Source organism: Chitinophaga sp. YR573, assembly GCF_900110995.1.
In the GTDB taxonomy this organism is placed as follows: Bacteria; Bacteroidota; Bacteroidia; order Chitinophagales; family Chitinophagaceae; genus Chitinophaga.
In genome coordinates this window covers 4,548,549-4,573,634 of the sequence record NZ_FOJF01000001.1, presented here as the reverse complement: position 1 = coordinate 4,573,634, position 25,086 = coordinate 4,548,549, and the positions used below count along the sequence as shown (strand labels likewise).

The following is a 25,086-nucleotide window of genomic DNA, read 5'->3' as shown; positions in this document are numbered from 1 at the left end:
AATATTTTGTATATTAGCATACATGAAAAAAGAGGAAAATATACTGTATAAGTTTGAATTTTTATCAGACTTTCACCGGGTGTTCGAGCTGCCAAAGCCCTTGCACCCGTTGATAAGTTTTATAGATATTAAAAACATGAAAATCCCGCCGAAAGAATTCCCCGGTTCAATGGTTCTGGATTTTTATAAAATCGCGTATAAGACAAATCTTTGTGGCAAAGCAAAATATGGACAAAATTATTATGACTTTGGTGAAGGCGGCTTAGTATTTACATCACCTAATCAAATGTTTGAAACGCCCGATGGCAATGCCAATTCAGGCTATTTATTGCTCATCCATCCCGATTTCTTCCTGTCTTACTCTTTAGCGAAGAAAATCAGGCAATATGGTTTCTTTTCTTATGCGGCCAATGAAGCATTGCATTTATCAGATAAGGAAAGGACGACCATTATGTCCATTTTTGGAATAATTGATGATGAATTAAATAGTAGAATAGATGATTTTAGTCAGGATGTAATTATTTCGCAGGTTGAATTATTATTGAATTATAGCAATCGTTTTTACAAACGTCAGTTCATTACACGAAAAGCAGCCAATAGCGACTTGCTACAAAAGCTGGAAGAAATCCTGGATGATTATTTCAATAACGAAAAGTCATTAAGGCAAGGGATTCCGACTGTTCAATATCTTTCGGAACACTTAAATATATCAGCAAGTTATTTAAGTGATATGTTGCGTTCCTTCACAGGACAAAACGCACAGCAACATATACATAATAAACTCGTAGAAAAAGCGAAAGAAAAATTATCTATATCTGATTTATCAGTTTCCGAAATCGCATATCAATTAGGTTTTGAGTATCCACAGTCTTTTAGTCGTTTGTTTAAAACAAAGACGAACCTTTCTCCATTAGAATTCAGACAATCTTTTAAATAGTCAACCACGGAGAATAATACACTTGCGTAAAAACCGTTTTAGCGAGGCTGTCAAAGTTTCAATCTAAACCCATAGACAAGAAGGTCTCCTTGCATAAAATCCAAATCTTCAGACCTTTTAAATCCAAAATTCTCATACATCTTCCAGGCTGTTTTCATAGCCATTGTCGTATGAATGATCACTTGACTTGACTTTTTGTTTTGGGCTTTTTGAATGCATTCTGCTGTCAAACGTTTGCCAATTCCTTTTCCTCTAATTGAAGTATCAACAGCCAACAATCTAAATCCCGAAGCATTTAATTCTTTTGTTGCCGTTCCCCCGGAACCATAATATTGCATATCGCCAAAATAAACAACACCCCCTGCTATTTTGTTATCGGATGAAACTGCTACTAATAATTCAGTGTCGGGATTATTTGTGAGGTCTCCAATATTAACAAGCATTTTATAATAATTTGGTTGCTCGTCTTCTTTGGGAAATCCTTCAAGCTGCGAATAAACCTGCACCATTAATTTTCCAATTTCTTTAAACTCAGTTGGATGCGCATTCCTGATTTTGTATTCATCGTTTATCATATTTCTATATAATTTGAATTTGTTCTTAAATCCCCTTTTTTTTGACTATTCTTCAGTAAAGTTAAAAAAAACATACTGATTAGTATTTTTATCTTTACTCCCTGGGGTACATTCATTAATTTTTACTTCCTTTGCAAAAATACTAAACAGTATCTTTTTATGAAAAAGGCAGAGGCGACACGGTTGAACATTCTACAAAAAGCATTTGAACTGATTTACGGCAGTGGTTATAAAACTACAAGTATTGATCACATTATCGCCACGACACAAGTAACAAAAGGTGCATTCTATTACCATTTCAAGACGAAAGACGAAATGGGGCTTGCCATTATCAACGAAGTGCTGAAACCGACGCTATTAAACAGTTTACTCGAACCATTACAAAAAGAACAAAATCCATTAGAAGCTATTTACAACCTGATAGACAATCTTCTGATGAAGAATAAGGTTTTAAAAGTAGAATATGGTTGCCCAGTTGCCAATTTTACACAAGAAATGGCCCCATGGAATGCTGATTTTAGCGAAGCATTGGATGAGCTCACTAAACAATGGAAGAAAATAATGACTACTACTATTGAAAAAGGAAAAGAAGGCGGATTTGTCCGTAAAGACGTGAACGCAAAACAAGTAACACTATTTGTAATTTCAGGCTATTGGGGTATACGGAATTTGGGGAAAATTGAAAACAGCAAAACGATTTATCTATCTTATTTAAAGGAACTAAAAAGCTATCTGAATACACTGAAATAATTTTTTTATTAAAAAACATACTAATTAGTATGTTTTTATTTTATCTTTGTCATAGAGACAAATAATCATAATATAAATGTATTCAACAATATTAGCACTACATTCTTTAGTTCGCTGGTTTGTATTGATAAGTTTGCTTTTTGCTCTTTTCCGTGCTTACAACGGTTGGTTTTCAAAAAAGAGTTTTTCCAGCTTTGATAATTCTGTAAGACATTGGACAGCCACTATTGCACATATTCAGCTCGTTTTCGGACTTTTCCTTTATTTTATCAGCCCTGTTATTGACTATTTCCTGCATAACTACAAAGAGGCGGTTCATCAAAGAGAAATCCGTTTTTTCGGGATGGAACACAGTCTGATGATGATAACAGCAATTATTATTATCACAATCGGTTCGGCAAAAACAAAACGCAGGCAAACAGACAATGAAAAATTTAAGACAATGGCTATCTGGTTCACCATTGGGCTTTTAATTATACTGACATCTGTCCCCTGGGCATTTTGGTCATTGGTGAGCCGACCTTATTTCAGACCGTTTTAGAAACACATTTTAAAATAAAAACAACAATGGGCAGGAATTATAAACCATTAGTATGGACTTTAACTTTAGGTATAAACGGACTTATTATATTCGCTTTTTTCCTTCCAAATAAGGAGAATTTTAAGGGATACGACTTTTCATTTCTGACATTATTGAACGCGATATTTAACGGGGCTACGTTCATTTTTCTTTTATTAGCACTTTATGCCATTAAGCAAAAAAACATAAAAAGGCATCGCAATTTCATTTTCTCGGCCTTTTTATGCACTTCCATGTTTTTATTGTCATATTTGCTTTATCATTTTACAACTCCATCAACAAAATATGGGGGAGATGGGATTTTAAAATACATTTATTACTTTATATTGATTACGCATATTATACTTGCTATAATTACAGTTCCTTTGGCGTTGATATCGATTGGACGAGGTTTAAATATGGAGGTCGCTTTACATAAAAAAATCACACGATGGGCCATGCCTATCTGGTTGTATGTAAGTATAACAGGCGTAATTGTTTATCTATTAATATCGCCCTACTATAAATAGTGAATTTGGTACATTATTAAATACACTGAACGTAATGGCAAACATTTCTCAACTTCAGGACTTCCCCTTCCGCACCCCGGTTACGAGGGACTATTTCCAAAACTGGAACATACGTGTAGTTGACAATAAAGAGCTTGCTTGTGAAAATTACATATCTCCCAATAGAAGAGACTTTTATAAAATCTTATTTATTAAAGAAGGGAGGGGGCTATTCTCATTGGGTGTAAAAAACTATAATATTGAGAATTCAACTATTCTTTTTCTGCATCCAAATGAGATTATTTCATGGCGTAGCCTGTCCCCCAGCCTGGTAGGACATTATTGTCTGTTTAAGAAAAGATATGTTGAGGCATATCCTTCGCTGAAATTTGCGATGGATAAACATCAGCTGTTTTCAGACACAACCAGAAGTGTTATCCGTCTGAAACTGTCTACGGTTGCCATTATTGATAACCTGTTTGAACAAATGCATAAGCAGCACACTTTAGGAGGAGAGCTGGCTGAGGAAGCATTGCAGGCCTATCTGCAATTGATTATTGTTGAAAGTGTTAAATCCGCAGACTTCCCAAAGCCCAATAGTGTGTCTGATGAATACCGGCATATTCATCATTTCTTTCAGTTGCTGGAAGCCGAAGCCTCCCACATCAATCAGGAAAGCCCAATACGTATCAAGACAGCAAAAGAATTTGCTGATCATCTCTATCTGCACCCAAACTACTTAAATGCCTTGTTGAAGAAGCATACTGGTCAGAATATAAGCACACATATCAAGAACCGTTTGCTTGAAGAAAGCAAAGCTCTGCTGTTGCAAACAGACTGGACTTTAAATGAGATAGGAACTTCCATCGGATTTGCAGAGCAACCGAACTTTACACAATTCTTCAAGAAGAATCTTGGTATTACACCAAGTGAATTCAGGAAAAAATCAATATAGTTGAAATTCATAAAAACAGCTTTGATTACGCTAAGGTGGGATTCTGCGTATTGAATGACCTTTGATATCAAATTCAAAGGATTATGAAAACTAAAGTATGGTTCATAACCGGAGCTTCAAGAGGCTTCGGATTGGAAATCGCTAAAGCCGCTCTGGCTAATGGCGATAAAGTGGTTGCCACAGTACGCAGCCAGCCTGAAAAACTATCAGGCGAAATAAGCAATGATAATCTTCACGTTGTTACCCTGGATGTAACTAACGAAGAGGAAGCTAAACATGCTGTAAAACAAGCTATAGACCATTTTGGCCGCATAGATGTATTAGTCAACAATGCCGGCTTTGGCCTTTTAGGCGCCGTGGAAGAAGCCAGCGATAGCGAAGTAAGGCATTCGTTTGATACCAATGTATTCGGTTTGCTGAATGTTACCCGCGCAGTCCTCCCCTATTTCCGCTCACAACGTTCTGGTCATTTGATCAATCTATCCTCGGTTGTTGGACTAACCTCTACTGCCGGTTGGGGGCTTTATGCGTCAACCAAATTTGCTGTTGAAGGCATTAACGAGGCGCTTGCTGCTGAGTTAAAACCTCTCGGTATTCATGTCACAGCCGTTGAGCCTGGGTTCTTCCGAACTAATTTCCTGGATGGTTCCTCATTAACTGCCGCTAAAACGGTTATTGAAGATTATTCCGGAACCTCCGGACAAATGCGCGCATTCGCTTCACAGATCAATTATAAACAACCTGGTGATCCGGTTAAGTTAGCTGCAGCAATCATGAAATTAGCTGCATCATCCAATCCACCGGTCCACCTGCCACTTGGCAATGATACCCTTCTTTACTTCAATCAGAAGATGGATATGTTGAATAAAGAGATGCAGGAATGGCATGGTGTGATCACCAGCACAGATTATGAATTATAGATAAGAGAAAATATTTTAAATATGAAAGTTTTAGTTACCGGTGCAACCGGCAAAAGTGGCAGCGTTGCCATCAATGAAATGATAAAAATGGGAGTTTCAATCAGAGCACTTGTACATAGTGCGGACGAACGTTCAGATAAGCTCGCAGCCCAGGGTATCGAGGTAATGGTCGGAGACCTGCTCAATTTTGATGACATCTCTGCAGCAATGAAAGACATTCACAGCGCTTATTTTTGTTTTCCGATATTAACGCCAGGTGTTTTGCAGGCCACTGCTTATTTTGCTCAGGCAGCAAAGGATGCAGGTGTGAAAGCTATTGTCAATATGTCGCAGGTATCAGCCCGGCGGGATGCTAAAAGTAATGCAGCCCAGGACCACTGGGTGGGGGAACGTATATTGGATATGACAGGAATCCCGACTACACATTTGAGACCCACCTTTTTTGATGAATGGTTCCTGTACATCCGGGAGGACGTTCAGAAAAAAGATACCATTGTGCTGCCTTTCGGCAATGGACGCTGGGCACCAATAGATTCAGCCGATCTTGGCCGTGTCGTTGCAAGAATACTTACTAATCCCAAAGAATATGAAGGCAAAACGTTCAAACTTTATGGCCCTGAGGAATATAACGTGCCTGAGATGAGTGAGATCCTTTCAGAAGTATTGAGCAGAAAAATCAAGTATGACCCAGTTAGTATTGAGCACTTCACTGAATCAGATGCAGAAAAAGGAGCCCATTCGCATTTTATCCAGCATGTTACCCACGTTGCACAAGACTGCATCGATGGTTTATTCGCTGGAACTAACGATTCAGTAGAGACGATTACCGGTAGAAAACCTACTACGCTTGCTGAGTTTTTTGCCAAAAATAAAGCGTTGTTCCAATAACAAAAAGTCCCTGATCACAATCGAAATCAAGATTAAACATGAAGCGTGGCATTCTGAATAAAGAACTATGGTTTTCCTTTATAGCAATCGCAAAATATGTGCCCCAGGCTTTTTTTGCTCCGAAGGTAAACGGGATGGATTTCTACACACCAGAAAAGCAGCAGGAATTCAAAAAAAGAATACAAAGTATAAAGCCGGATTCGATAAGGGCATGGGGGACAATGAATGTGGCCCAAATGCTCCATCATCTGGCTTTATCCCTGGGCGGGGTATTAGGCTTCTTTACATTGCCTGATGAAAGTTACTGGTTAAGCAGAACCCTGTTTAAGTGGATCCTTGTAGACTTTTTTAATGCCCAACCCAAAGGACTTCGCCTGCCATTGGATTTTGTTATTCCTCATAACCAGATGTTCGATTTTGAGACAGAGAAATCCTTGCTCTTTGGAATACTGGAAAAAGCGTGGCAAACGAAAAACGATGAAGACTGGGGACTACATCCCATGTTTGGAAAGCTCACCCGCAAACAATGGGGTAAGTTGGCTCAGATACATCTGGATTACCATTTAAAACAATTCAATGCGTAATTAACCGACACTACGCTTTCTTCGCCTTTCCCAGTCCCACTTTAAACTTATCCGGTGTACCGGATACTTTAATATTCATGAAGCGTATCTTCTTATCCTTATCCCTGTATTCAATCGCATCTACCTGATCAGGATCTATCTCTTCCTGCTTCCGGCCAAAGAGAGATTTAAATCCTACCTGCGTGACCATCTTAAGTGGGATACGCAGGTAATATTCCATCTTCATATCCATGTACTGCTTCCCGGAAACTTCCATGAATCCAAGAGAAGAGTTGATATTCATAGAGGGGATTTCCAGCACACCGTTTTTAAAGGTCAGTTTATTCCGCAGGGTATCAAAGCGTACATTACGCAGGTTCTTGTCTTTGAAATAACCTGCCATTGCCTGCATAGGACCGAAGTCTATCAGGCTGCCATTATAAATCTGCACATCCAGTTGTGCCTGTGAATCATTGATGATAGGTGTAAGGTCCGGATGTACCAGCAAACGACTCTTAATCTCTCCGTTCAATCGCCCCTTTATGTTTTTGTTAATCGTATAGTCCTGCCCGAAATTATCCAGCTTGATCATCATCTTCTCTATATCCACATCAACAAAACGGATACGGCTTCTGAAATAAATCTTCTTGGGATCACTGCCATTGAAATGACCTCTCATACCTACCCATCCTCCCGCTACATTCATACCCAGCGTATCTATATAAAAATGCTGACCGGGTAGCATACGCACATTTGTAATGATGTTCTTCAGCCATAGACGATGATACTTTACCTTACCGATATTCACAGAACCCGTGAAAGTAGCAAAAGGAATAGAGAACACATTAAAAGCACTGGCATGAGCAGCATTCACGGTAACAGTCCTGGTAGCTACCGGCGTAACCGGTGCATCAGGCGTATTCGTGAACTTATAATTCGTCATTTCATCTACATCCAGGAATTTCGAAGTAAACTGCAGGAAATTCGCTTTCTTCCTTAAGGTAGTATCCTTGCCTGTAAACCAGCGCATACTCAGATCAAAATCACTACGTCCTATTTTACCCGTCAGCGTATCTATCGCAATAAACTTGTTAGCACCATATTTTATCGTCCCCTTAACACTGTCTACTTTAAAAGGATGTACTTTCAGCTGACCCGAAACATTCGCAATATGCAGTTTGGCAAATTTGAATATAGAGTCGTACTTCATATCAGCCTTCGCACGTAACCATAAACCACTGCCCACTTCATGCTGATAATCTGCCGGTACATATTTTCCTGATCCCGGACCTAACAAATCATTCATGGCAAGATGATCTGATTTCAGATCAAATGCTACCTGCGTTTTCCCTCTCATCACCTTATCAAACCATACCTTGTAATTAATCACACGACCACTGAAACGAAGGTCACTGCTATCTATCTTTCCACCAAAATTCTTCAGTAATAAAGCAGTATCGTTAATAGTCAGATCTGCGCCGAAATCATGGACTGCATGCGGATAATTCTTAAATCCGGCATACAGCTTTTCCATATGGAATTTACCTTTCGGTAAGGGGGAAGGATGTGTTAACTGTTGTACAGATGTTTCCAGCGATAACCCTATATTAAACCCGTTGATCTCTTCTTTTACCTTCTTCGACATAGCACTATCAAATGCCAGCAATTCCTTTAAAACCATCCTTCGACTATGTGCATTCAGTGTGATCAGTACAGGCTTTTTTTTCTGATGGAAAAGAGCGGGTAAATCACTCAGGGAACCATTCATGTAGAAGTCGGAGTTACCAAAACGGCAGGCCAGTGAATCTAATTTCACACTCCCGTTTTTCATATTGGCGTGTAAATCAAGATTACGTACTATATGCGGATAACCAGGTATTTTAAAAGTAAGGTTCTGTACTGTCAGCTCACTCTGCACACCATCTTTCAGTTTGGACATGGATGCTTCCGGCAGGCTCAGATCCACCATCTCCTTAAAATCCATTTTCAGAATGATATGTCCTGTTATACGTTCCAGGTCTTTAATGCCCAGGAAAGCGCCTATAAATTCCAGTTCCAGTTCGGAATCTATCTGCATGATGATCTTGGGATCTGTAAAATCACGCATGACAAAGTTGCCTTTGAAGATACCCTTATCAGGACGTGCGGTCATATTCAGTAAATGCAGTTCGGATGTTTTCAGGGAATGTTCAGTACCATTGGTATAATATCCTTTAAATCCTAACTGATCCAGTTTTTTATCAGCAGCTTTATTTAAAAACCAGGCATCTTCACAACCAAAAGAAACATCGATTTTGGGTTGTTGCCCATCTGCCAGTTTCCCTATGATAGTCCCATTAAAATAGATCCGTCCATCATAACTGAAATGCTTTAATTCATCTGCTACATTTTTAGGCGCAAAAGCAAACAGCAGGTTCAGATCCGGTCTGTCTCCTGTTACTTTTATATTCACCATCTTACCATGCTGCAAATCGACGGTACCCTGTACTTTCAATGTAGCAGCTTCCAGCTTTACTTCACTGGATGAAATGTTCAGAAACTGTTCTTTACTATTGTAAGCGACTTTAATATTTGCTTCCATGCACTTGTGACGGAATAACACGGTATCCCCCGGACTGGTCACATCCACTTCAAACCCACCCTCAAGAGAGCCGTTTATAAGGGTATCATTGGCACTGAAAGCTGTTTTGATTTTATCTATATGCGTAGACAGTCGTTGCCCGTTAGTCTGATCATAATAAGAAACATCTATATTCTTTAATACGATCTTCTTAATGTCCAGATCGAGGCTACCGGAAGAAGTTTCTGTAGTAGTAATCGTATCCTGTTGAAGTCTGTTGGCCTCCACCAGGTTTAACTTGCCATCCGGCTCTCTAACCATATCCAGGTGACCATTCTTTAAGAAAAGCACCTTTACATTATACTTCTCCCGCAGAATATCCGGCAAACTGAAACCTGCATACAGGCGTTCCAGTTGATATAAAGGCTTTCCTTTTTGCTGTTTATTGGCATAAAAACGCACATTGCGTAACCCTATGGAGATATAGGGGAAATTCTGAAAAAGAGAGATCTCACTGTCCGCCACCACCAGTTCTCCCGGTAACTGTTTGTTTAATTCCCTCACAGCAATAGCAGTAAGTCGTGCCTGCTGCGTGTATAATACCCCTATGGCACCAGCTGCCACTAATAAAACCACCAATCCCAGTATCAACAATATCCGGAATATCCTTTTTCTTGTCTTCTTCATAGATATCTACAAAAATAGAAATTATCTTCTATATGTTATAATCAGTAAAAAACACCATAATAACTACGATTACCACCATACCCATACCCTGCTTTGCAGTAATTTTGTACAATCAACAACAAAAAGGAAAACAATGGCCCGCGCAACGATACCGGTTTATGATATATGTACCATCGATAAAAACGGTCATGAGCGGGATTTGATGATAGAACGTTTTGGAGGATACCTGGATAAACATTACCAGGCCCTTCACAATGCTCACCGGCATTCCTTTTACCACCTGGTGCTTTTCACCAAAGGTAGCGGAACACATACCATCGATTTTGTAAAATTTGATGTAGCTCCCTACCAGGCTTATTTCATGGCACCCGGACAAGTTCATAGCTGGGATTTTAAAGGAGAGACAGATGGTTATATCATCCATTTCTCTGCAGATTTCTTCCGGCCATTTCTCCTGAACCCATCCTACCTGGAGCAATTCAGCTTCTTTAACGGTATCAGCAGTCAGTGCGTATGTCAGCTTACACCGGAAATAATACCGGTGTTTGAAGCCTTACTGACCACTGTAAATAAAGATCTCATTCGTGTAAGGCTGCTGGAAATGTTTATGATGGTAGAGAATAATGGTAACCGGAATAATTATGATAATCTGCCAAACCATACCTCTACCCTGCTGAAAAGTTTTCAACAACTGATCAATCAGTATTACCGCAGCATGCGTTTACCGAAAGAATATGCAGAACTGTTGTATATCACCCCCAATCATTTAAACGCATTATGCCGGGAATTATTGGGAAAAACAGCCGGAGATGTGATTCGTGAAAGAGTATTGCTGGAAGCAAAACGTCTGCTCACCAATGCAGGCATGAATATTCTTGAAATAGCCTATGAACTTAATTTCAAAGATAACTCCTACTTCACAAGATTCTTTAAAAACTACGAAGGGATCACTCCTGAAGAGTTTAGAAAAAAATTCATTAACCAATAAAAAAGATATTTTATGTGTGCCGAAAAAACAGGAAAAAGACACAACGTTTTGATCAGTGTATTACAGAATAAATGCCCGGCATGTCGTGAAGGAAAAATCTTCAAAGGCAACAATGCATATAACCTGAAACACTTTATGGAGATGAACGAAAAGTGCCCGGTATGCGGAGAAAACTTTGAAAGAGAGATCGGCTTTTACTATGGTACCGGTTATGTCAGTTATGCATTAACGATCGCTTTCAGTGTAGCCACTTTTATCGCCTGGTGGGTAATCATCGGATTTTCATTATATGATAACCGTATGTTCTGGTGGCTGGGTATTAATGCTGTACTACTGTTGCTGCTGCAACCACCTATTATGCGCGTGTCCAGGACTATATGGCTGGCGTTCTTTGTCCGATATAGACCAGCTCACCAATAAATTACAAAATATCAGCCGGAAAGCTTTTTTCCGGCTTTTTTATGGGACTACTAAATGACATTGAATTTTTAATTCTATTTTAATATATTGATAATCAGTAGTAAAAAAGCATCGAAATATTAATAGGTAGTGTTAACCTACTGAGATTCTGTGCATTAGGGTATATAACCCGTATATAAGTCGTATATGACCCCTATATAACAGGTATATAAGCCGTACCTATATAGATACGGCTTATATAGGGATTATATACTAGTCTATTCTCAGTTATAAAGAGTTTATAGGAGAGTTTAGGCTCTTTCTGCGTTGCCTTGTTTAAGACACTTCCCTGCAAACACGAAGCTTATTGAATAGTAGCCCGATATCATACATTTGAGTATTTATTTATATATTTCAGGCAGATTATATATGATGCCGACACTGAAAAAAGTATCTAAAGTACTGATATGCACTTTGTTAGTCTGGACGCAAGCACTTGCAGCCACTCCTCCTCATACTATAGATAGCCTGCAAAGAGCCTTGAGGAAGGTCAATTCAGATACTGAAAAGGCAGAATTATTGGTTTTACTGGCTAAAATGTTACCCCCGAAAGACAGCCTGCTGGCAGTCAACTGTTTCCAGCAAGCCCTGGAATTACAGCAAAAACTGGAAAACAAGCTGGCAATGGCCCGTACTTATCAGGCAATGGGGACCTGGTATGGCAAAGAAGATAACCTCACCGAATCACAAAAGAATTTCCTGCTTGCCAGAGAAATCCTGGCAAAAGATACTTCCAGGCAAAGCAGAAAACTGCTGGCCATGACTAAAATAGGCATGGGAACAGTATTAGGGAATAATGGCCGTACAGAACAACAGGTAGAGGAATACCTGCAATCCATCCCCCTGCTGGAAAAGCTGGATGAATCTATCATACTGGGTGATACTTATAACAATCTTGGTAATATCTTCTTTAATAAATCACAGTATAAAACAGCTACTACCTATTACCTTAAAAGCATAGAAACGTATAAAGATGCGCGGGCATACAGTCATCTCATCGCCAGCAGGCAAATGAGTATGGCCAGTTGTATGTATTATATGGACAGCCTGCCACAGATGCAACACTATCTGGCAGATGCAAAGAAAAAACTCGATCAGACAGGAGCAGATTCTATCAGTCTGTGGGCCAATTATTACGAATACCAGGGACAGCTGGATGTGAAAAACCAATTGTATTTTCACGCCACTACCATGTTCAACAGCGGACTTTCTATCGCCCGCCGTTATCACGATATACATGCTACCTGTAACAACCTTTACTCACTCGCAAAACTATACCAACGACTGGGGAAAAACGATCAGGCCATGAGCCTGATGCAGGAATATGCAACACTGGCATTAACACTCAAAGAATATTCACTACGACTCCATGCCTGGGACCTGATGGCAGAAATTGCCTACAAACAACATGACCCGGAAGGAGCCTATACCTATCTCAGGAACTATGTAACACTGGCCGACAGTCTTCAGGAAACAGAAGTAACACAGAAACTGCATGAACTGGAAGCCAGGTATCAATCTTCTGAAAAAGAAAACCGCATCATGCAGTTACAGCATGAAAACGAACGTCAGGAATTTGCGTTGCAAAAGAACCGTTTGTTACTATCGCTGATGGGTGTTATCATGTTATCACTGGTGATAGTCGCTTCTTTAAGTTATCAGTTTTACCGCAACGGACGTAAACTGCTGGAACAACAGCAAAAGCTGCATCTCTTTGAAGTGGAACGCATCAGACAGGAACACCAGATCTCCCTCTTATCCGCGATGCTGGAAGGACAGGAACAGGAACGTACCCGCCTGGCACGTGATCTCCACGATGGACTCGGCGGATTACTCTCCGGTATTAAACTGGAACTCTCTACCATCTCTCCTTCCCAGGAGTCGTCCCGTACGCAAACACAGGTAGAGAATACCATGCAGCGCCTGGATGAAGCGATGGATGAACTGCGTCGCATTGCCCGCAGTATGATGCCTGAAATACTCATCAAGTACGGACTGGGAGAAGCTACTGTAGAATACTGCCGCGGATTGAAAAAGACAGGCGTAAAAAATGTGGTTTGCCAGGTGTTCAACTTCCAGACTACCACCATGGAACATACCAGGCAGGTGGTACTATACCGCATTATGCAGGAGCTGGTGAACAATGCTATTAAACATGCAGATGCAGATCAGATACTTGTACTCTTACAACAAACAGGAAATGATGTGTTCCTAACGGTAGAGGATGATGGAAAAGGATTTGACGTAGCTGCCAGTAACAGTATCAAAGGAGCAGGACGCGCCAACATACAGGCACGTGTGGATTTCCTGGGAGCAAAGATGGATATACAATCAGAAGCAGGAACAGGTACTACTATAATAATTGAATGTACAATATGATAAAGGTAATTGTTGTTGAAGACCACCCTATCATGGTGGAGGGCCTAAAGAATATACTGAGGAATGATGATGGCATCTCTGTAAACGGAGATTTCAGCAATGGAAAAAGTGTGCTGGCCGCATTGGAAAAGGAACAACCGGATGTAATACTGATGGATGTAAACCTGCCGGATGTAAGTGGTATTAATTTGTGCAAGGAGATCAAAAAGAAATATGAAGATATAAAGATCATTGCCCTCAGTATCCATGATGAACATCCCGTTATCCATAGCATGTTACAGAACGGGGCCAGTGGATACGTACTGAAAAACGCACTGGGAACAGAGATCATCCATGCGATCTATGCGATTATGGATGGAGAACAATACCTCTGCAGCAGTACAAAAGAAGCATTGAAAAATGCGGATATGGAAGAACTGAAAGCCATCCCCCGTATTACCAGGAGAGAAAAAGAAATATTACACCTGATAGGAAAAGGATTAACTACTATGCAGATAGCAGAACAGTTATTTATCAGCACACATACAGTAGAAAGCCACCGTAAAAACCTGATGGAAAAGTTTGGTGTGAACAACACTACTTCCGTCGTGAAAATGGCTACTGAATATAAACTGTTATAGTTTTTCCAGCTCCTGTAATTTTTCGGCATTGAGGACCGCAATGCTTTTACCTGATACAGCGATCACATTTTCCTGTATCAGTTCACTCATTATACGGAATGCCGTTTCATAGGTAGTACCTGTAAAAGAAGCAAGGTCCTGCCGGCCCAGTGTCATATCAATAGCCCCATCTTCCGTGTTGCCAAACTTATCGCGTAATGTCAGCAAAGCATGGGCAATACGTCCTTTCACCGGCATATGCACCAGGTTGCGCATATTCTTTTCAGACTCCTGTAACTCACGTGCATAAAACATCATCAGCTCGTGCAGCAGGGTATGATTTACTTTAAGAGAGGCCTGGAAAAATTCAAGGTCGATGAAACAAAGTGTTACTGGTTCCAGCGCAGTAGCAGATACCGGATACACCATTTCAGCCCCTACCCCGCGATGCCCTACTATATCTCCTTTACGGGCAAAGCGTACAATGAGTTCCTTTTCTTCTCCCCAGTGTTTATGCACCTTTACAGTACCTGAGAAGATAAAATAGATCCCGGTTACCGGTTCTCCTTCGCGAAACAATAACTGTCCTTTCTTTAAGGAAAAATTCTTCCTGTGATTATCTACAGCAGGAAGCCATTCTTTGATACATAACCTGCATAACATACAGGTCTGTAAATCACAATCGTGCTTATCTTTCTTCATTCCGTTTTATTAATTCCTGTACCGTACCGGTGAAATCCCGCAATCGTACCACTTCTCCTATTACAATAACAGCGGGGTTCGCCATTCCGGCATATTGCGACTTAAATATAATATCCTTTACCGTTCCGATGACCATCTTTTCCTTTTCAGTAGTACTATCTTGTATGATAGCGACAGGCATTTCACTTTTACCATGCCGGGTAAATATTTCCATGATAGCTTCCAACCGGCTCATAGCCATTAATATAATGACAGTCGCCGTTGACTGAGCAGCCAGTTCAAGATCTGAGGATATACCCCCTGTGAGTGTAGTCCCGGTCGTTACCCAGAAGCTTTCTGTAATACCCCGGCTGGTCAGCGGGATCATCTGACCTGCAGGAGCGGCCAATGCACTGGAAATGCCCGGAATCACCTGTACGGGTATACCCGCAGCCTTTGCAGTAGCAATCTCTTCACCCGCACGGCCAAATACAAAAGGATCTCCACCTTTTAAGCGTACCACATGCCCATGCGACTGTGCATATTCCACGATCAGGTGATTGATCTCCTGCTGGGACAGGGAATGGCAGCCATAACGCTTACCTACAAACTTAAGCACCGCTCCCGGCTTCGCATATTGCAGCAATGCTTCATTTACCAGGGCGTCATATAATATAACGTCTGCTTCCCGGATCGTATTGATCGCTTTCAGGGTGATTAATTCCGGGTCACCTGGACCTGCACCTACGAGAGATAAATAAGCCATATGTATATTATAAATAAATTAATATGAGTAAAATCACAGAAATCACTATAAAAATAGAATACTTATTGTTAATTTCATGATGCAGATCATAAAATCAACCAAATAATAGCTCATTCTTCTAAACATCGCTCATATATATGAAAATTGTAATAATAGGAAACGGCATGGTGAGCTACAAATTTTGTGAGAAAATAATAGCAAAAGCACCTGCCGGCACCTTGGAAATTGTGATTTTTGGCGAAGAGCCCCGCCCAGCCTACGATAGGGTACATCTTAGCGAGTTTTTCTCCGGAAAAACTGCTGATGATCTCCTGATGGCCCCTGCCAGCTGGTACACTGATAATCATATACGTTTGCATCTCGGCGATCCTGTTCAACAAATAGACAGAGTACATAAAACCGTTCACTCCTACAAAGATATCACTGAAACATATGATTACCTCATAATTGCTACAGGCTCTTCCGCTTTTGTACCCCCTATTCCGGGTGTAGACAAAAAAGGTGTCTTTATATACCGCACCATAGAAGACCTGGAACTGATGCGCGATTATGCACCAAAAGCTACCAGAGGCGTGGTAATAGGTGGCGGACTACTGGGCCTGGAAGCAGCTAAAGCTCTCCTGGACCTGGGCCTCTCTGATACCCATGTGATAGAATTTGCCCCCAGGCTCATGCCCCGGCAGATAGATGATAACGGCTCCCGTATGCTCCAGCATAAACTGGAAAGCCTGGGACTCCATATACATACCAACAAAAATACCGCCGCTATATTAGGAGAAGATACCATCTCCGCCCTGCAGTTTGCAGACGACTCTATACTGGAAGCAGACATGCTGGTAATCTCTGCGGGCATTAAACCCCGGGATGAACTGGCCCGCTTATCCGGCCTTGAAACAGGACACCGCGGCGGTATCCTCGTAAACGAACAACTGCAAACTACCGACCCCTCTATTTATGCCATCGGCGAATGCGCCCTCTATAATGGTATGATTTACGGTCTGGTAGCCCCCGGTTATGAAATGGCAGAAGTGGCAGCATCGCATATTCTGGGTGATCAGAAAGCCTTCACCGGCTTCGACATGAGCACCAAATTAAAACTGATAGGGGTAGATGTGGCCAGCTTTGGGGATCCCTTTGCACCAGCAGATACCTGCCGCAGCATTGTATTCGAAGATACCATGAAAGGCACCTATCAGCGCATCAACATCTCCGGTGATGGTAAACTGCTCCTGGGCGGAATACTCATCGGCGATGCGGATGCTTATAATATGCTGCTGCAAACCACTAAAAACAAGATCATCCTCCCTCCTAACCCGGAAGACTTACTACTGGGTGCAAGAGGTGGTAATACAGAAACCGGCGCCGGCGTGATGGGCCTGCCCGATGATGCACTGATATGCAGCTGTGAAAGTGTGAGCAAAGGCGCTATCTGCACTGCTGTGGAAGCAGGTAACGAAACCCTGGGCGATATAAAGAAATGTACCAAAGCAGGCACCTGCTGCGGTGGTTGTGTTCCCATGGTGAAAGACCTGATCAGCGGCACCATGAAAGCACAGGGCAAATACATCCGTAATGTCATCTGCGAACATTTCACCTACTCCCGCCAGGAACTCTTCGACCTGATACATATTAAAGAGATCCGCTCCTTTGATGATGCGCTGGACCATTATGGCCAGGGCGATGGATGTGAAATCTGCAAACCTGTGGTAGCTTCTATCATGGCCAGTCTGTGGAATGATATGATCCTGGAAAAAGGAAATGATACCGTACAGGATTCTAACGACCGCTACCTGGCGAATATCCAGAAAGGTGGTACCTACTCTGTTGTACCCCGCATTCCTGGTGGTGAAATCACACCGGAGAAACTGCTGGTCATTGCACAGGTGGGATTGAAATACAACCTCTATACTAAGATTACCGGTGGCCAGCGCATAGACCTGTTCGGCGCTCACCTCAGTGATCTCCCCGCTATATGGGAAGAACTTATCAATGCAGGCTTTGAAAGCGGCCATGCTTACGGGAAAGCGTTACGTACCGTTAAAAGCTGCGTAGGCTCTACCTGGTGTCGCTTTGGTCTGCACGACAGTGTAAGTTTTGCCATCCGTATAGAAGAAAGGTATCGTGGGCTCCGCGCTCCTCATAAAATAAAATCAGCCGTATCCGGATGTATCCGCGAATGTGCGGAAGCACAATCCAAAGACTTCGGCATCATTGCTACAGAAAAAGGCTGGAACCTGTATGTAGGCGGTAATGGTGGCTCCAAGCCACAACATGCAATATTGCTGGCATCCGACCTGGATAGCGATACCTGCATCAGTTACATCGACCGTTTCCTGATGTTCTACATCAAAACAGCCGATCCCCTGACCCGTACAGCTACCTGGCTGAATAAACTGGATGGTGGCATTACTTACCTGCGCAATGTAATAGTGAATGATAGTCTGGGTATTGCTGAACAATTAGAAGCTGAAATGCAAGCCCTGGTAGATAAATACAAATGCGAGTGGAAAGAAGTGGTAGAGAATCCTGAGCTGCGTAAGCGTTTCAATCACTTTGTAAATGCTCCCGGAGCTAAAGATCCGACCGTGAAATTTAATCCGTTACGTGAACAAAAACAAGCTGCAGAATGGAAATAACAACTTCAAAACCGTCAACTATGAACTGGTTCTATGCCTGCAAAGTTACTGACGTCCCTGCCAACGGAGGTGTATGTGTTAAATACGGAGAAGAACAGATTGCCTTGTTCCGCTTTGCCAGACGGGACTCCTGGTATGCCACACAGAACCTTTGTCCGCACAAGCAACAAATGGCGCTGAGCCGTGGTATGACAGGCACACAGGAAGGCGAACCAAAGATCGCCTGTCCGTTTCATAAGAAAACATTTTCTCTGTCAGATGGACGCTGTTTATCTGATGAAACAGAGTGCGGCATTACTACATATCCGGTAAGAATTGAAGAGGATCATGTATACATAGGTGTACATGCAGGATGATGTATTTTCGAAGCTATTCATTAACTTACAAAAGAACCCCACAGTCCTTAGAACCTAAGGTTCATATTGTTATGTGATCAGCTAATCCAAAATCAACCAAATGATGAAAAAACACATCCTCGGCGGAGCTATTTGCCTTTTCATTGGCATTTTATCCTACAACAACAGTCAGGCACAATTTACACTAGGGGCACAATTAAGAACACGTACGGAGTTACGTGACGGACAAGGATCACCCTTATCGCTGGGAACAAAACCAGCCATTTTTACTTCTCAGAGAAGTCGCTTATCAGCAGGGTTCACCGGTTACCGTTTTAAACTGGCATTAACAGTACAGGACGTACGCGTATGGGGACAGGATGTATCTACCATCAACAGGACCACCACCGCAGACAACAACGGATTTATGTTGCAGGAAGCATGGGCAGAAATCATGTTACTGGATACAACCGTAAAGAACAAAACCCTGAACCTTAAAATAGGCAGACAAGAATTAAATTATGATGATGGCCGCCTGCTGGGCAATCTCAACTGGTTACAACAGGGACGCAGACATGATGCGGCTTTGATCAAGTTCGAAAGCAAGTCCTGGATGCTGCATCTGGGTACGGCCTTTAACCAGAACAAAGAGAACGCTGCCGGTACTGTTTACACCGCTACCCCTCCCGGTAATTACACCGCTAATACCAACGGTGGTACACAGTACAAAAGCCTTGAATACCTGTATTTAGGAAAGAAGCTGGCAAAGGGTAATATATCCTTCCTCTTCCTGGCAGATCAGTTCAATAAGTACCATACAGACACTGTAAGTGGTGTTGCTGTGAAAACATGGGATGAAGGTGTGTACAACCGCGCTACCACCGGACTGTTTTTCAATAACCAGTTCAATAAACTGAGTGTGACCGCTTCTGCTTATTACCAGTTCGGTAGTAATGCCAGCGGACAAACAATCAGCGGAGAATTATTGTCTGCCTCCTTCCAGTATGCGCTCTGTAAATCATTCAGCGCTGGTGCAGGAGCAGATTATACTACCGGTGGTCTTTCTTCTTCCGGCAGGACCAGCAAAGCGTTCGATCCTTTATACGGCTCTCCGCATGCATTCTGGGGATTGATGGATTACTTCTATGCCGCCAATGGTTTTGGTAATAAAGGTCTGCAGGACTACTACATCAAAACCAAACTGAAAGCAGGCCCCCGTTTCCAGATGACACTGGATGGACATGAGTTCTTCTCTTCCAGCTACATTCCCGGAGGTATTACCCGCAGATTTGGTACAGAAGCAGACCTCGTAGGTATCTATGCCTTGTCTAAAGTCATCACTTTCGAAGCAGGCTACAGCCACTTCTGGAACACAGCGTCTTTAACCGCTGCAAGTGTTAAAAATATAACGAACGCGCAAAGCAATAGTAACTGGGCTTATTTAATGATCACATTAAAACCAGAATTACTGTTGAAATAATAACAACCAAAAAATTTATTATGTCAGCAATCAGTAGTAATCAACCACTTTCCAAACTGCCGCTCTTTAGTCTGAACACCGTGCAGATGCGCACGTTCCATACAACATGGTTAATGTTCTTTGTCTGTTTCTTCGGATGGTTTGGCCTCGCACCACTGATGCCGACCATACGCGAAGACCTGGGCCTTACTAAATCGCAGGTAGGTAACATTATCATCGCTTCCGTATCAGGTACAATCTTAGCCCGTCTCATTATTGGCAAATTATGTGATACATGGGGGCCGCGAAAAACGGCTATAAGGCTACTGATTGCTGGCTCTTTACCCGTTTTCCTTGTAGGCTTGTCCAAAGACTACACTTCCTTTTTACTTTTCCGTTTAGCCATCAGTGTAATAGGCGCTTCTTTTGTAATCACACAGTACCATACATCCATGATGTTTGCTGCCAATATCAAAGGAACTGCTAACGCTGTTACCGGTGGATGGGGTAACCTGGGTGGTGGAATAACCAACATGGTAATGCCACTTATCTTCACCGCTATTATAGGTTTTGGTTATACAAAAGCAGAAGCATGGCGTTATGCCATGATCGTTCCGGGAGTAATGATGCTGATTGCAGCATTCCTTTACTACCGTTTTACAAAAGATACACCTGCAGGTAATTTCGACGAAATAGGTTATAACAAAAATAAAACCCGCACCGACTGGTCTATCCTGGCCGACTGGCGCATCTGGGCTTTAACAATGGCCTATGCCATGTGCTTCGGTATGGAGATCACATTTGATAATGTCGCTTCTCTTCACTTCACAGACACTTTCCATCTTTCACAAAGCAGTGCAGGTTTCTGGGCAGGCATCTTCGGATTCATGAACATCTTTGCCCGTGCACTGGGAGGCATTGTTTCTGATAAAGTAGGCGCCCGCTTCGGTATGAAAGGGAAAGGCACTTTATTAGCACTGGTATTATTACTGGAAGGATGCGGACTATTACTATTTGCACAGGCAGGATCATTGGTGTTTGCCATCATCTCCATGCTCAGTTTTGCACTCTTCCTGAAAATGGCTAACGGCGCTACTTATGGTATTGTACCGTTCATCAATGAAAAGAATGTAGGACTGGTTAGCGGCATCGTAGGTGCTGGTGGTAACCTGGGCGGTATGTTATTCGGATTCCTTTTCAAGTCCGAATCTATTTCATACGTGCAGGCATTCACTTATATAGGTTGTATCGTAATCGCGGTATCAGTTATTGTAATGATTACCCGGTTCGTTAAAAAACCTGTAACGGAAAAAGAAATAACGCCACAGATGGCATTCGCAGAATAAACAGAACACATGTCAACTTCATTTAAAACAACTTGCTGCTATTGCGGCGTTGGTTGTGGGATCGTAGTGCATAAAGACCGGCAGGGGAAACTGCATGTGGAAGGAGATAAAGACCATCCTGTGAATAAAGGCATGCTCTGTTCTAAAGGAATGAACCTGCATTATACAGTTATGGATACCAGCGACAGGCTGTTATATCCTGAAATGCGCTATAACCGGTACCTGCCCCGTCAGCGGGTTACCTGGGACCAGGCGCTGGAAAGGACTGCCGCTGTGTTCAAACAGATCATTCAGAAACATGGCCCGGATTCCGTAGCATTCTACGCGTCCGGGCAATGTTTAACAGAAGAATATTATGTAGTTAATAAACTGATCAAAGGTTTTATTGGCAGTAATAATATCGATACCAACTCACGCCTTTGTATGAGTAGTGCGGTAGCTGCCTATAAAATGGCTTTAGGGGAAGATAGTGTACCCGGCAATTACGACGATCTTGAACTGGCAGATTGCATCTTTGTGGCTGGTGCAAATCCGGCCTGGTGCCATCCTATTTTATGGAGACGGGTAGAAGCCGCGAAAGCAGCTAATCCTTCACTAAAAATTATTGTCAGTGATCCCCGTGTTACACAAAGCTGTGCATTAGCCAATCTGCATCTGCAATTACATCCGGGTACTGATATCGTATTACACCATGCTATTGGCAGGATACTGATAGAACAGGGATTCACAGATCATGCATTTATCAGTCAGCATACAGAAGGTTTTGCCCGCTACAAAGAAACGGTCATGCAGCGTAGTCTGGCCAGTGCTGCTGCTATCTGTGGCATTTCCGAAACAGATATCATTGAAGCGGCTACTTACATCGGCAAAGCAAAACGTTTCATGACCCTATGGACAATGGGGCTCAACCAAAGTGTAGTAGGTGTTAATAAAAATCTCAGTCTTATTAACCTGCATCTCATTACCGGCCATATAGGTAAACAGGGATGCGGGCCATTCTCATTAACCGGTCAGCCTAATGCGATGGGCGGACGCGAAGTAGGCGGCTTGTCGAACCTGTTGCCCGCTCATCGCCTTATGAACAATCCGGCACATCGTAAAGAAGTACAGGAGTTCTGGGGTGGTGTACCTCTTTCTGAAAAACCAGGGCTTACTGCTACTGAAATGTTCGAAGCGCTGAACAGTGGTAAACTCAAAGCCATCTGGATTCTTTGTACCAATCCACTGGTAAGCCTTCCTGATGCAAGACTGGCAGAAGCTGCCCTGCAAAAAGCGAAGTTCGTAGTGGTGCAGGAAATCTCTTCCAAACCGGAAACACTGCAATATGCAGATGTGGTTTTCCCCGCTGCTGCCTGGACAGAAAAAGAAGGTACCATGACGAATGCAGAACGTCGTATCAGTTATCTGCAAAAGGTAGCGGATGCTCCGGGAGAAGCATTACCTGATTCGGAGATTATCTGCCGCTTTGCACAGAAGATGGGCTTTCATGGTTTTTCTTATAATAACGCTGCTGAAATTTATGACGAGCATTGCCGTCTTACTGCAGGTACTAATATAGATGTAAGTGGATTGAATTATGATTTACTGAAAGAAAAACGTAGCGTACAATGGCCTTACCCTACAGGGACAACAGACCTTGGTACACCACGCCTCTTTACAGATCATCAGTTTTATACACCATCAGCAAAAGCTGTTATTCATTCTTTTGATGATGATAATAAATCTGCCCCACCGGATAAGGATTATCCTTTAATCCTTACCACAGGCCGTATTCGTGACCAGTGGCACACGATGAGCAAAACAGGTAAAGTAAGTAAACTAAAACAACATATCCCCGCTCCCTTTCTGGAAATACATCCGGATGATGCAAAGGAGCGTGATATCCGTGCAGATGATATCGTAGAGATCTTCAATAGTAATGGTGTTGTACGGGTGAAAGCACAACTAAGTACTTCCATTAAAAAAGGCGTGGTATTCCTTCCTATGCACTGGGGTAAAATACTGAATAACGATTTAAGCAGGGCTAATAATCTTACGCATAACCGCCTGGACCCTATCTCCAAGCAACCCGATTTCAAATATGCAGCGGTGCAGGTGCAATCCTACAAAAAGCCACAGCAACGCATCATTATTATCGGCGCTGGCGCAGGAGCCTGTGGTTTTGTAAAATCATACCGCCCTTTAAATAATACAGACGAAATCATCGTCTTCAGTAAAGAAGATCTTCCTTTCTATAATCGTGTGATGTTACCTGATTATATCAGTGGCACCCAGCAATGGGAACAGTTGGTGAAGATGACAGATAGTGAAGAAACTGATTTCAATATTACTTTACATCGTGGTGTCAGCGTACTGCAGATAGACAGGGAAAATAAAACGGTTACAGACAGCAACGGGCTTGTACATGAGTATGATGTATTGATACTGGCCATGGGAAGCAGGGCTTCTGTTTTAAGAGATACTCCACCCTTAAAAGGGATTTTCACTATGCGTAACCGCAGGGATGCGGATGCATTTATCAAACATATTGATCCTGCTAAAGGTAAAGTGATGATAGCAGGGGGCGGACTGTTAGGGATAGAACTGGCAGCCTCTTTAAGAGAAATGGATATAGACGTCGCTGTTATACAACGTAGTTCTAAACTCATGGACCGGCAGCTGGACAGACTAGGTGGCCAGCTCTTATACGAAGAACTTACAGACAGAGGTATAGAGATTTTGTATAATGATGAGATAGAACGTTTCACTGGTTCTAAACAACTGGATGGGATCCGTCTCAAAAGCGGCAGACAGATAGACTGCCAGGCTGTTGTACTTTCTATAGGAACAACACCAAACATAGAGTTGGCGCAGGCATCAGAACTAACCTGCAAAAGAGGTGTAGTCGTAAATGAATATCTGCAAACCAGTGATCCTGCTGTTTACGCTATCGGCGAAATAGCAGAATTCAATGGTACACTCTATGGCATCACAGCCGCTGCAGAACAACAGGCTGCCGTTGTAGCCCGGCATCTGTCGGGAGACATTACCGGTTATTACCAGGGTACGCTCTTCATGAATATCCTGAAAATGCATGGTACAGATCTATGCTCATTAGGTATGGTAGAAACACCTGATGATCCGGCTTATGAAGAAGTCGTTTTCATTGATAAATCCAAACGCTATTATAAGAAGTGCCTGATACATAATGATAGATTGATAGGCGCTATTCTTATTGGTGATAAATCAGAATTCCTTGAATTCAAAGACCTGATAGCCAATAAGATTGAATTATCTGATAAGAGACTGGAATTATTACGCTCCGGTAAAAAAGGAGAACCGGTGATAGGTAAACTGGTATGTAGTTGTGGTAGTGTGGGAGAAGGAAATATTACAGGAAAGATAAAGGAAGGATGTACCAGTCTTGAAAAGGTATGTCAGGCTACAGGTGCAGGCATGGGCTGTGGCAGTTGCAGACCGGAAGTACAGGCGATATTGGAAAGAACACTGCCTCAGCAGGGAAAAAAGAAAACGGAACAACTGGTAACAGTATAAA

Annotated in this window: 21 protein-coding genes; 17 read left to right on the top strand and 4 right to left on the bottom strand. The window is 42.2% G+C overall.

Going from position 1 to position 25,086, the window contains the following annotated elements; genetic code table 11:
• Nucleotides 1–22: 22 nt before the first annotated feature.
• Nucleotides 23–937, top strand: a complete 915-nt coding sequence (locus BMW86_RS19105) for a helix-turn-helix domain-containing protein (protein WP_089783308.1) — start codon at nt 23–25, stop codon at nt 935–937.
• A 50-nt stretch (nt 938–987) separates the two neighbouring features.
• On the opposite strand, the gene BMW86_RS19100 is transcribed toward BMW86_RS19105, so the two are convergent.
• A complete protein-coding gene (locus BMW86_RS19100) occupies nt 988–1,512 on the bottom strand; it encodes a GNAT family N-acetyltransferase (RefSeq protein ID WP_089783307.1) in 525 nt (174 codons plus the stop codon).
• A gap of 159 nt (nt 1,513–1,671) precedes the next feature.
• On the opposite strand from BMW86_RS19100, the gene BMW86_RS19095 reads away from it, so the two are divergent.
• From BMW86_RS19095 to BMW86_RS19065, 7 genes are all read left to right on the top strand, one after another.
• Complete coding sequence (locus tag BMW86_RS19095) at nt 1,672–2,262, top strand: TetR/AcrR family transcriptional regulator (protein WP_089783306.1); 591 nt, start codon at nt 1,672–1,674, stop codon at nt 2,260–2,262.
• A gap of 76 nt (nt 2,263–2,338) precedes the next feature.
• Complete coding sequence (locus BMW86_RS19090) at nt 2,339–2,803, top strand: hypothetical protein (RefSeq protein ID WP_089783305.1); 465 nt, start codon at nt 2,339–2,341, stop codon at nt 2,801–2,803.
• A 26-nt stretch (nt 2,804–2,829) separates the two neighbouring features.
• Complete coding sequence (locus BMW86_RS19085) at nt 2,830–3,351, top strand: DUF420 domain-containing protein (RefSeq protein WP_089783304.1); 522 nt, start codon at nt 2,830–2,832, stop codon at nt 3,349–3,351.
• A gap of 34 nt (nt 3,352–3,385) precedes the next feature.
• Nucleotides 3,386–4,285: an AraC family transcriptional regulator gene (locus tag BMW86_RS19080; RefSeq protein WP_089783303.1), complete on the top strand. Its 900-nt coding sequence runs from the start codon at nt 3,386–3,388 to the stop codon at nt 4,283–4,285.
• 83 nt (nt 4,286–4,368) lie between these two features.
• Complete coding sequence (locus tag BMW86_RS19075) at nt 4,369–5,205, top strand: oxidoreductase (protein ID WP_089783302.1); 837 nt, start codon at nt 4,369–4,371, stop codon at nt 5,203–5,205.
• A gap of 21 nt (nt 5,206–5,226) precedes the next feature.
• Nucleotides 5,227–6,093 carry an NmrA family NAD(P)-binding protein gene (locus tag BMW86_RS19070; protein WP_089783301.1) on the top strand — a complete coding sequence of 289 codons (867 nt, stop codon included), beginning with the start codon at nt 5,227–5,229 and terminating at the stop codon, nt 6,091–6,093.
• Nucleotides 6,094–6,131: 38 nt separating this feature from the next.
• Nucleotides 6,132–6,677: a DUF1569 domain-containing protein gene (locus BMW86_RS19065; protein WP_089783300.1), complete on the top strand. Its 546-nt coding sequence runs from the start codon at nt 6,132–6,134 to the stop codon at nt 6,675–6,677.
• Nucleotides 6,678–6,687: 10 nt separating this feature from the next.
• Here BMW86_RS19065 and BMW86_RS19060 read toward each other — a convergent pair whose 3' ends face one another.
• On the bottom strand, nt 6,688–9,903 hold the full coding sequence (locus BMW86_RS19060) for an AsmA family protein (RefSeq protein ID WP_089783299.1): 3,216 nt from the start codon (nt 9,901–9,903) through the stop codon (nt 6,688–6,690).
• Nucleotides 9,904–10,036: 133 nt separating this feature from the next.
• Here BMW86_RS19060 and BMW86_RS19055 point away from each other — a divergent pair, with 133 nt between their 5' ends.
• From BMW86_RS19055 to BMW86_RS19040, 4 genes are all read left to right on the top strand, one after another.
• On the top strand, nt 10,037–10,891 hold the full coding sequence (locus BMW86_RS19055) for a helix-turn-helix domain-containing protein (RefSeq protein WP_089783298.1): 855 nt from the start codon (nt 10,037–10,039) through the stop codon (nt 10,889–10,891).
• Between the two features lie 12 nt (nt 10,892–10,903).
• A complete protein-coding gene (locus BMW86_RS19050; RefSeq protein WP_089783297.1) occupies nt 10,904–11,311 on the top strand; it encodes a DUF983 domain-containing protein in 408 nt (135 codons plus the stop codon).
• A 408-nt stretch (nt 11,312–11,719) separates the two neighbouring features.
• Nucleotides 11,720–13,729 (top strand): tetratricopeptide repeat-containing sensor histidine kinase, encoded by a 2,010-nt coding sequence (locus tag BMW86_RS19045; protein ID WP_089783296.1) that lies wholly within the window; start codon nt 11,720–11,722, stop codon nt 13,727–13,729.
• On the top strand, nt 13,726–14,349 hold the full coding sequence (locus BMW86_RS19040; protein WP_089783733.1) for a response regulator transcription factor: 624 nt from the start codon (nt 13,726–13,728) through the stop codon (nt 14,347–14,349). The genes BMW86_RS19045 and BMW86_RS19040 overlap by 4 nt, the downstream gene beginning before the upstream one ends.
• Here BMW86_RS19040 and BMW86_RS19035 read toward each other — a convergent pair.
• Both BMW86_RS19035 and cobA read right to left on the bottom strand, forming a co-directional pair.
• Nucleotides 14,344–15,030 (bottom strand): Crp/Fnr family transcriptional regulator, encoded by a 687-nt coding sequence (locus BMW86_RS19035; RefSeq protein WP_089783295.1) that lies wholly within the window; start codon nt 15,028–15,030, stop codon nt 14,344–14,346. The genes BMW86_RS19040 and BMW86_RS19035 overlap by 6 nt on opposite strands.
• The gene (gene cobA / locus BMW86_RS19030; RefSeq protein WP_089783294.1) at nt 15,017–15,775 is read right to left on the bottom strand and encodes a uroporphyrinogen-III C-methyltransferase; all 759 of its coding nucleotides are present in this window, start codon (nt 15,773–15,775) and stop codon (nt 15,017–15,019) included. The genes BMW86_RS19035 and cobA overlap by 14 nt, the downstream gene beginning before the upstream one ends.
• Before the next feature lie 137 nt (nt 15,776–15,912).
• Between cobA and nirB the strand changes: the two genes are divergently transcribed.
• The 5 genes from nirB (at nt 15,913) to BMW86_RS19005 (ending at nt 25,085) form a co-directional block, all read left to right on the top strand.
• A complete protein-coding gene (gene nirB, locus BMW86_RS19025; RefSeq protein WP_089783293.1) occupies nt 15,913–18,411 on the top strand; it encodes a nitrite reductase large subunit NirB in 2,499 nt (832 codons plus the stop codon).
• Nucleotides 18,412–18,431: 20 nt separating this feature from the next.
• Nucleotides 18,432–18,767 (top strand): nitrite reductase small subunit NirD, encoded by a 336-nt coding sequence (gene nirD, locus BMW86_RS19020; protein ID WP_255372951.1) that lies wholly within the window; start codon nt 18,432–18,434, stop codon nt 18,765–18,767.
• Nucleotides 18,768–18,867: 100 nt separating this feature from the next.
• The gene (locus BMW86_RS19015; protein WP_255372950.1) at nt 18,868–20,226 is read left to right on the top strand and encodes an alginate export family protein; all 1,359 of its coding nucleotides are present in this window, start codon (nt 18,868–18,870) and stop codon (nt 20,224–20,226) included.
• A 20-nt stretch (nt 20,227–20,246) separates the two neighbouring features.
• Nucleotides 20,247–21,551, top strand: coding sequence for an MFS transporter (locus tag BMW86_RS19010; protein ID WP_089783291.1), 1,305 nt, complete (start codon nt 20,247–20,249; stop codon nt 21,549–21,551).
• Nucleotides 21,552–21,560: 9 nt separating this feature from the next.
• Nucleotides 21,561–25,085 (top strand): nitrate reductase, encoded by a 3,525-nt coding sequence (locus BMW86_RS19005; RefSeq protein WP_089783290.1) that lies wholly within the window; start codon nt 21,561–21,563, stop codon nt 25,083–25,085.
• Nucleotide 25,086 lies beyond the last annotated feature (1 nt).

Bases quoted from the DNA above. Each gene is read 5' to 3' on its own strand.
- BMW86_RS19100 (WP_089783307.1), bottom strand. From the start codon at position 1,512: ATGATAAACGATGAATACAAAATCAGGAATGCGCATCCAACTGAGTTT.
- BMW86_RS19095 (WP_089783306.1), top strand. From the start codon at position 1,672: ATGAAAAAGGCAGAGGCGACACGGTTGAACATTCTACAAAAAGCATTT.
- BMW86_RS19055 (WP_089783298.1), top strand. From the start codon at position 10,037: ATGGCCCGCGCAACGATACCGGTTTATGATATATGTACCATCGATAAA.
- BMW86_RS19010 (WP_089783291.1), top strand. From the start codon at position 20,247: ATGTCAGCAATCAGTAGTAATCAACCACTTTCCAAACTGCCGCTCTTT.
- BMW86_RS19065 (WP_089783300.1), top strand. From the start codon at position 6,132: ATGAAGCGTGGCATTCTGAATAAAGAACTATGGTTTTCCTTTATAGCA.
- BMW86_RS19040 (WP_089783733.1), top strand. From the start codon at position 13,726: ATGATAAAGGTAATTGTTGTTGAAGACCACCCTATCATGGTGGAGGGC.
- BMW86_RS19005 (WP_089783290.1), top strand. From the start codon at position 21,561: ATGTCAACTTCATTTAAAACAACTTGCTGCTATTGCGGCGTTGGTTGT.
- BMW86_RS19080 (WP_089783303.1), top strand. From the start codon at position 3,386: ATGGCAAACATTTCTCAACTTCAGGACTTCCCCTTCCGCACCCCGGTT.
- cobA (WP_089783294.1), bottom strand. From the start codon at position 15,775: ATGGCTTATTTATCTCTCGTAGGTGCAGGTCCAGGTGACCCGGAATTA.
- nirD (WP_255372951.1), top strand. From the start codon at position 18,432: ATGAACTGGTTCTATGCCTGCAAAGTTACTGACGTCCCTGCCAACGGA.
- BMW86_RS19035 (WP_089783295.1), bottom strand. From the start codon at position 15,030: ATGAAGAAAGATAAGCACGATTGTGATTTACAGACCTGTATGTTATGC.
- BMW86_RS19045 (WP_089783296.1), top strand. From the start codon at position 11,720: ATGATGCCGACACTGAAAAAAGTATCTAAAGTACTGATATGCACTTTG.
- BMW86_RS19060 (WP_089783299.1), bottom strand. From the start codon at position 9,903: ATGAAGAAGACAAGAAAAAGGATATTCCGGATATTGTTGATACTGGGA.
- BMW86_RS19015 (WP_255372950.1), top strand. From the start codon at position 18,868: ATGATGAAAAAACACATCCTCGGCGGAGCTATTTGCCTTTTCATTGGC.
- BMW86_RS19075 (WP_089783302.1), top strand. From the start codon at position 4,369: ATGAAAACTAAAGTATGGTTCATAACCGGAGCTTCAAGAGGCTTCGGA.
- BMW86_RS19085 (WP_089783304.1), top strand. From the start codon at position 2,830: ATGGGCAGGAATTATAAACCATTAGTATGGACTTTAACTTTAGGTATA.
- BMW86_RS19090 (WP_089783305.1), top strand. From the start codon at position 2,339: ATGTATTCAACAATATTAGCACTACATTCTTTAGTTCGCTGGTTTGTA.
- BMW86_RS19105 (WP_089783308.1), top strand. From the start codon at position 23: ATGAAAAAAGAGGAAAATATACTGTATAAGTTTGAATTTTTATCAGAC.
- BMW86_RS19050 (WP_089783297.1), top strand. From the start codon at position 10,904: ATGTGTGCCGAAAAAACAGGAAAAAGACACAACGTTTTGATCAGTGTA.
- BMW86_RS19070 (WP_089783301.1), top strand. From the start codon at position 5,227: ATGAAAGTTTTAGTTACCGGTGCAACCGGCAAAAGTGGCAGCGTTGCC.
- nirB (WP_089783293.1), top strand. From the start codon at position 15,913: ATGAAAATTGTAATAATAGGAAACGGCATGGTGAGCTACAAATTTTGT.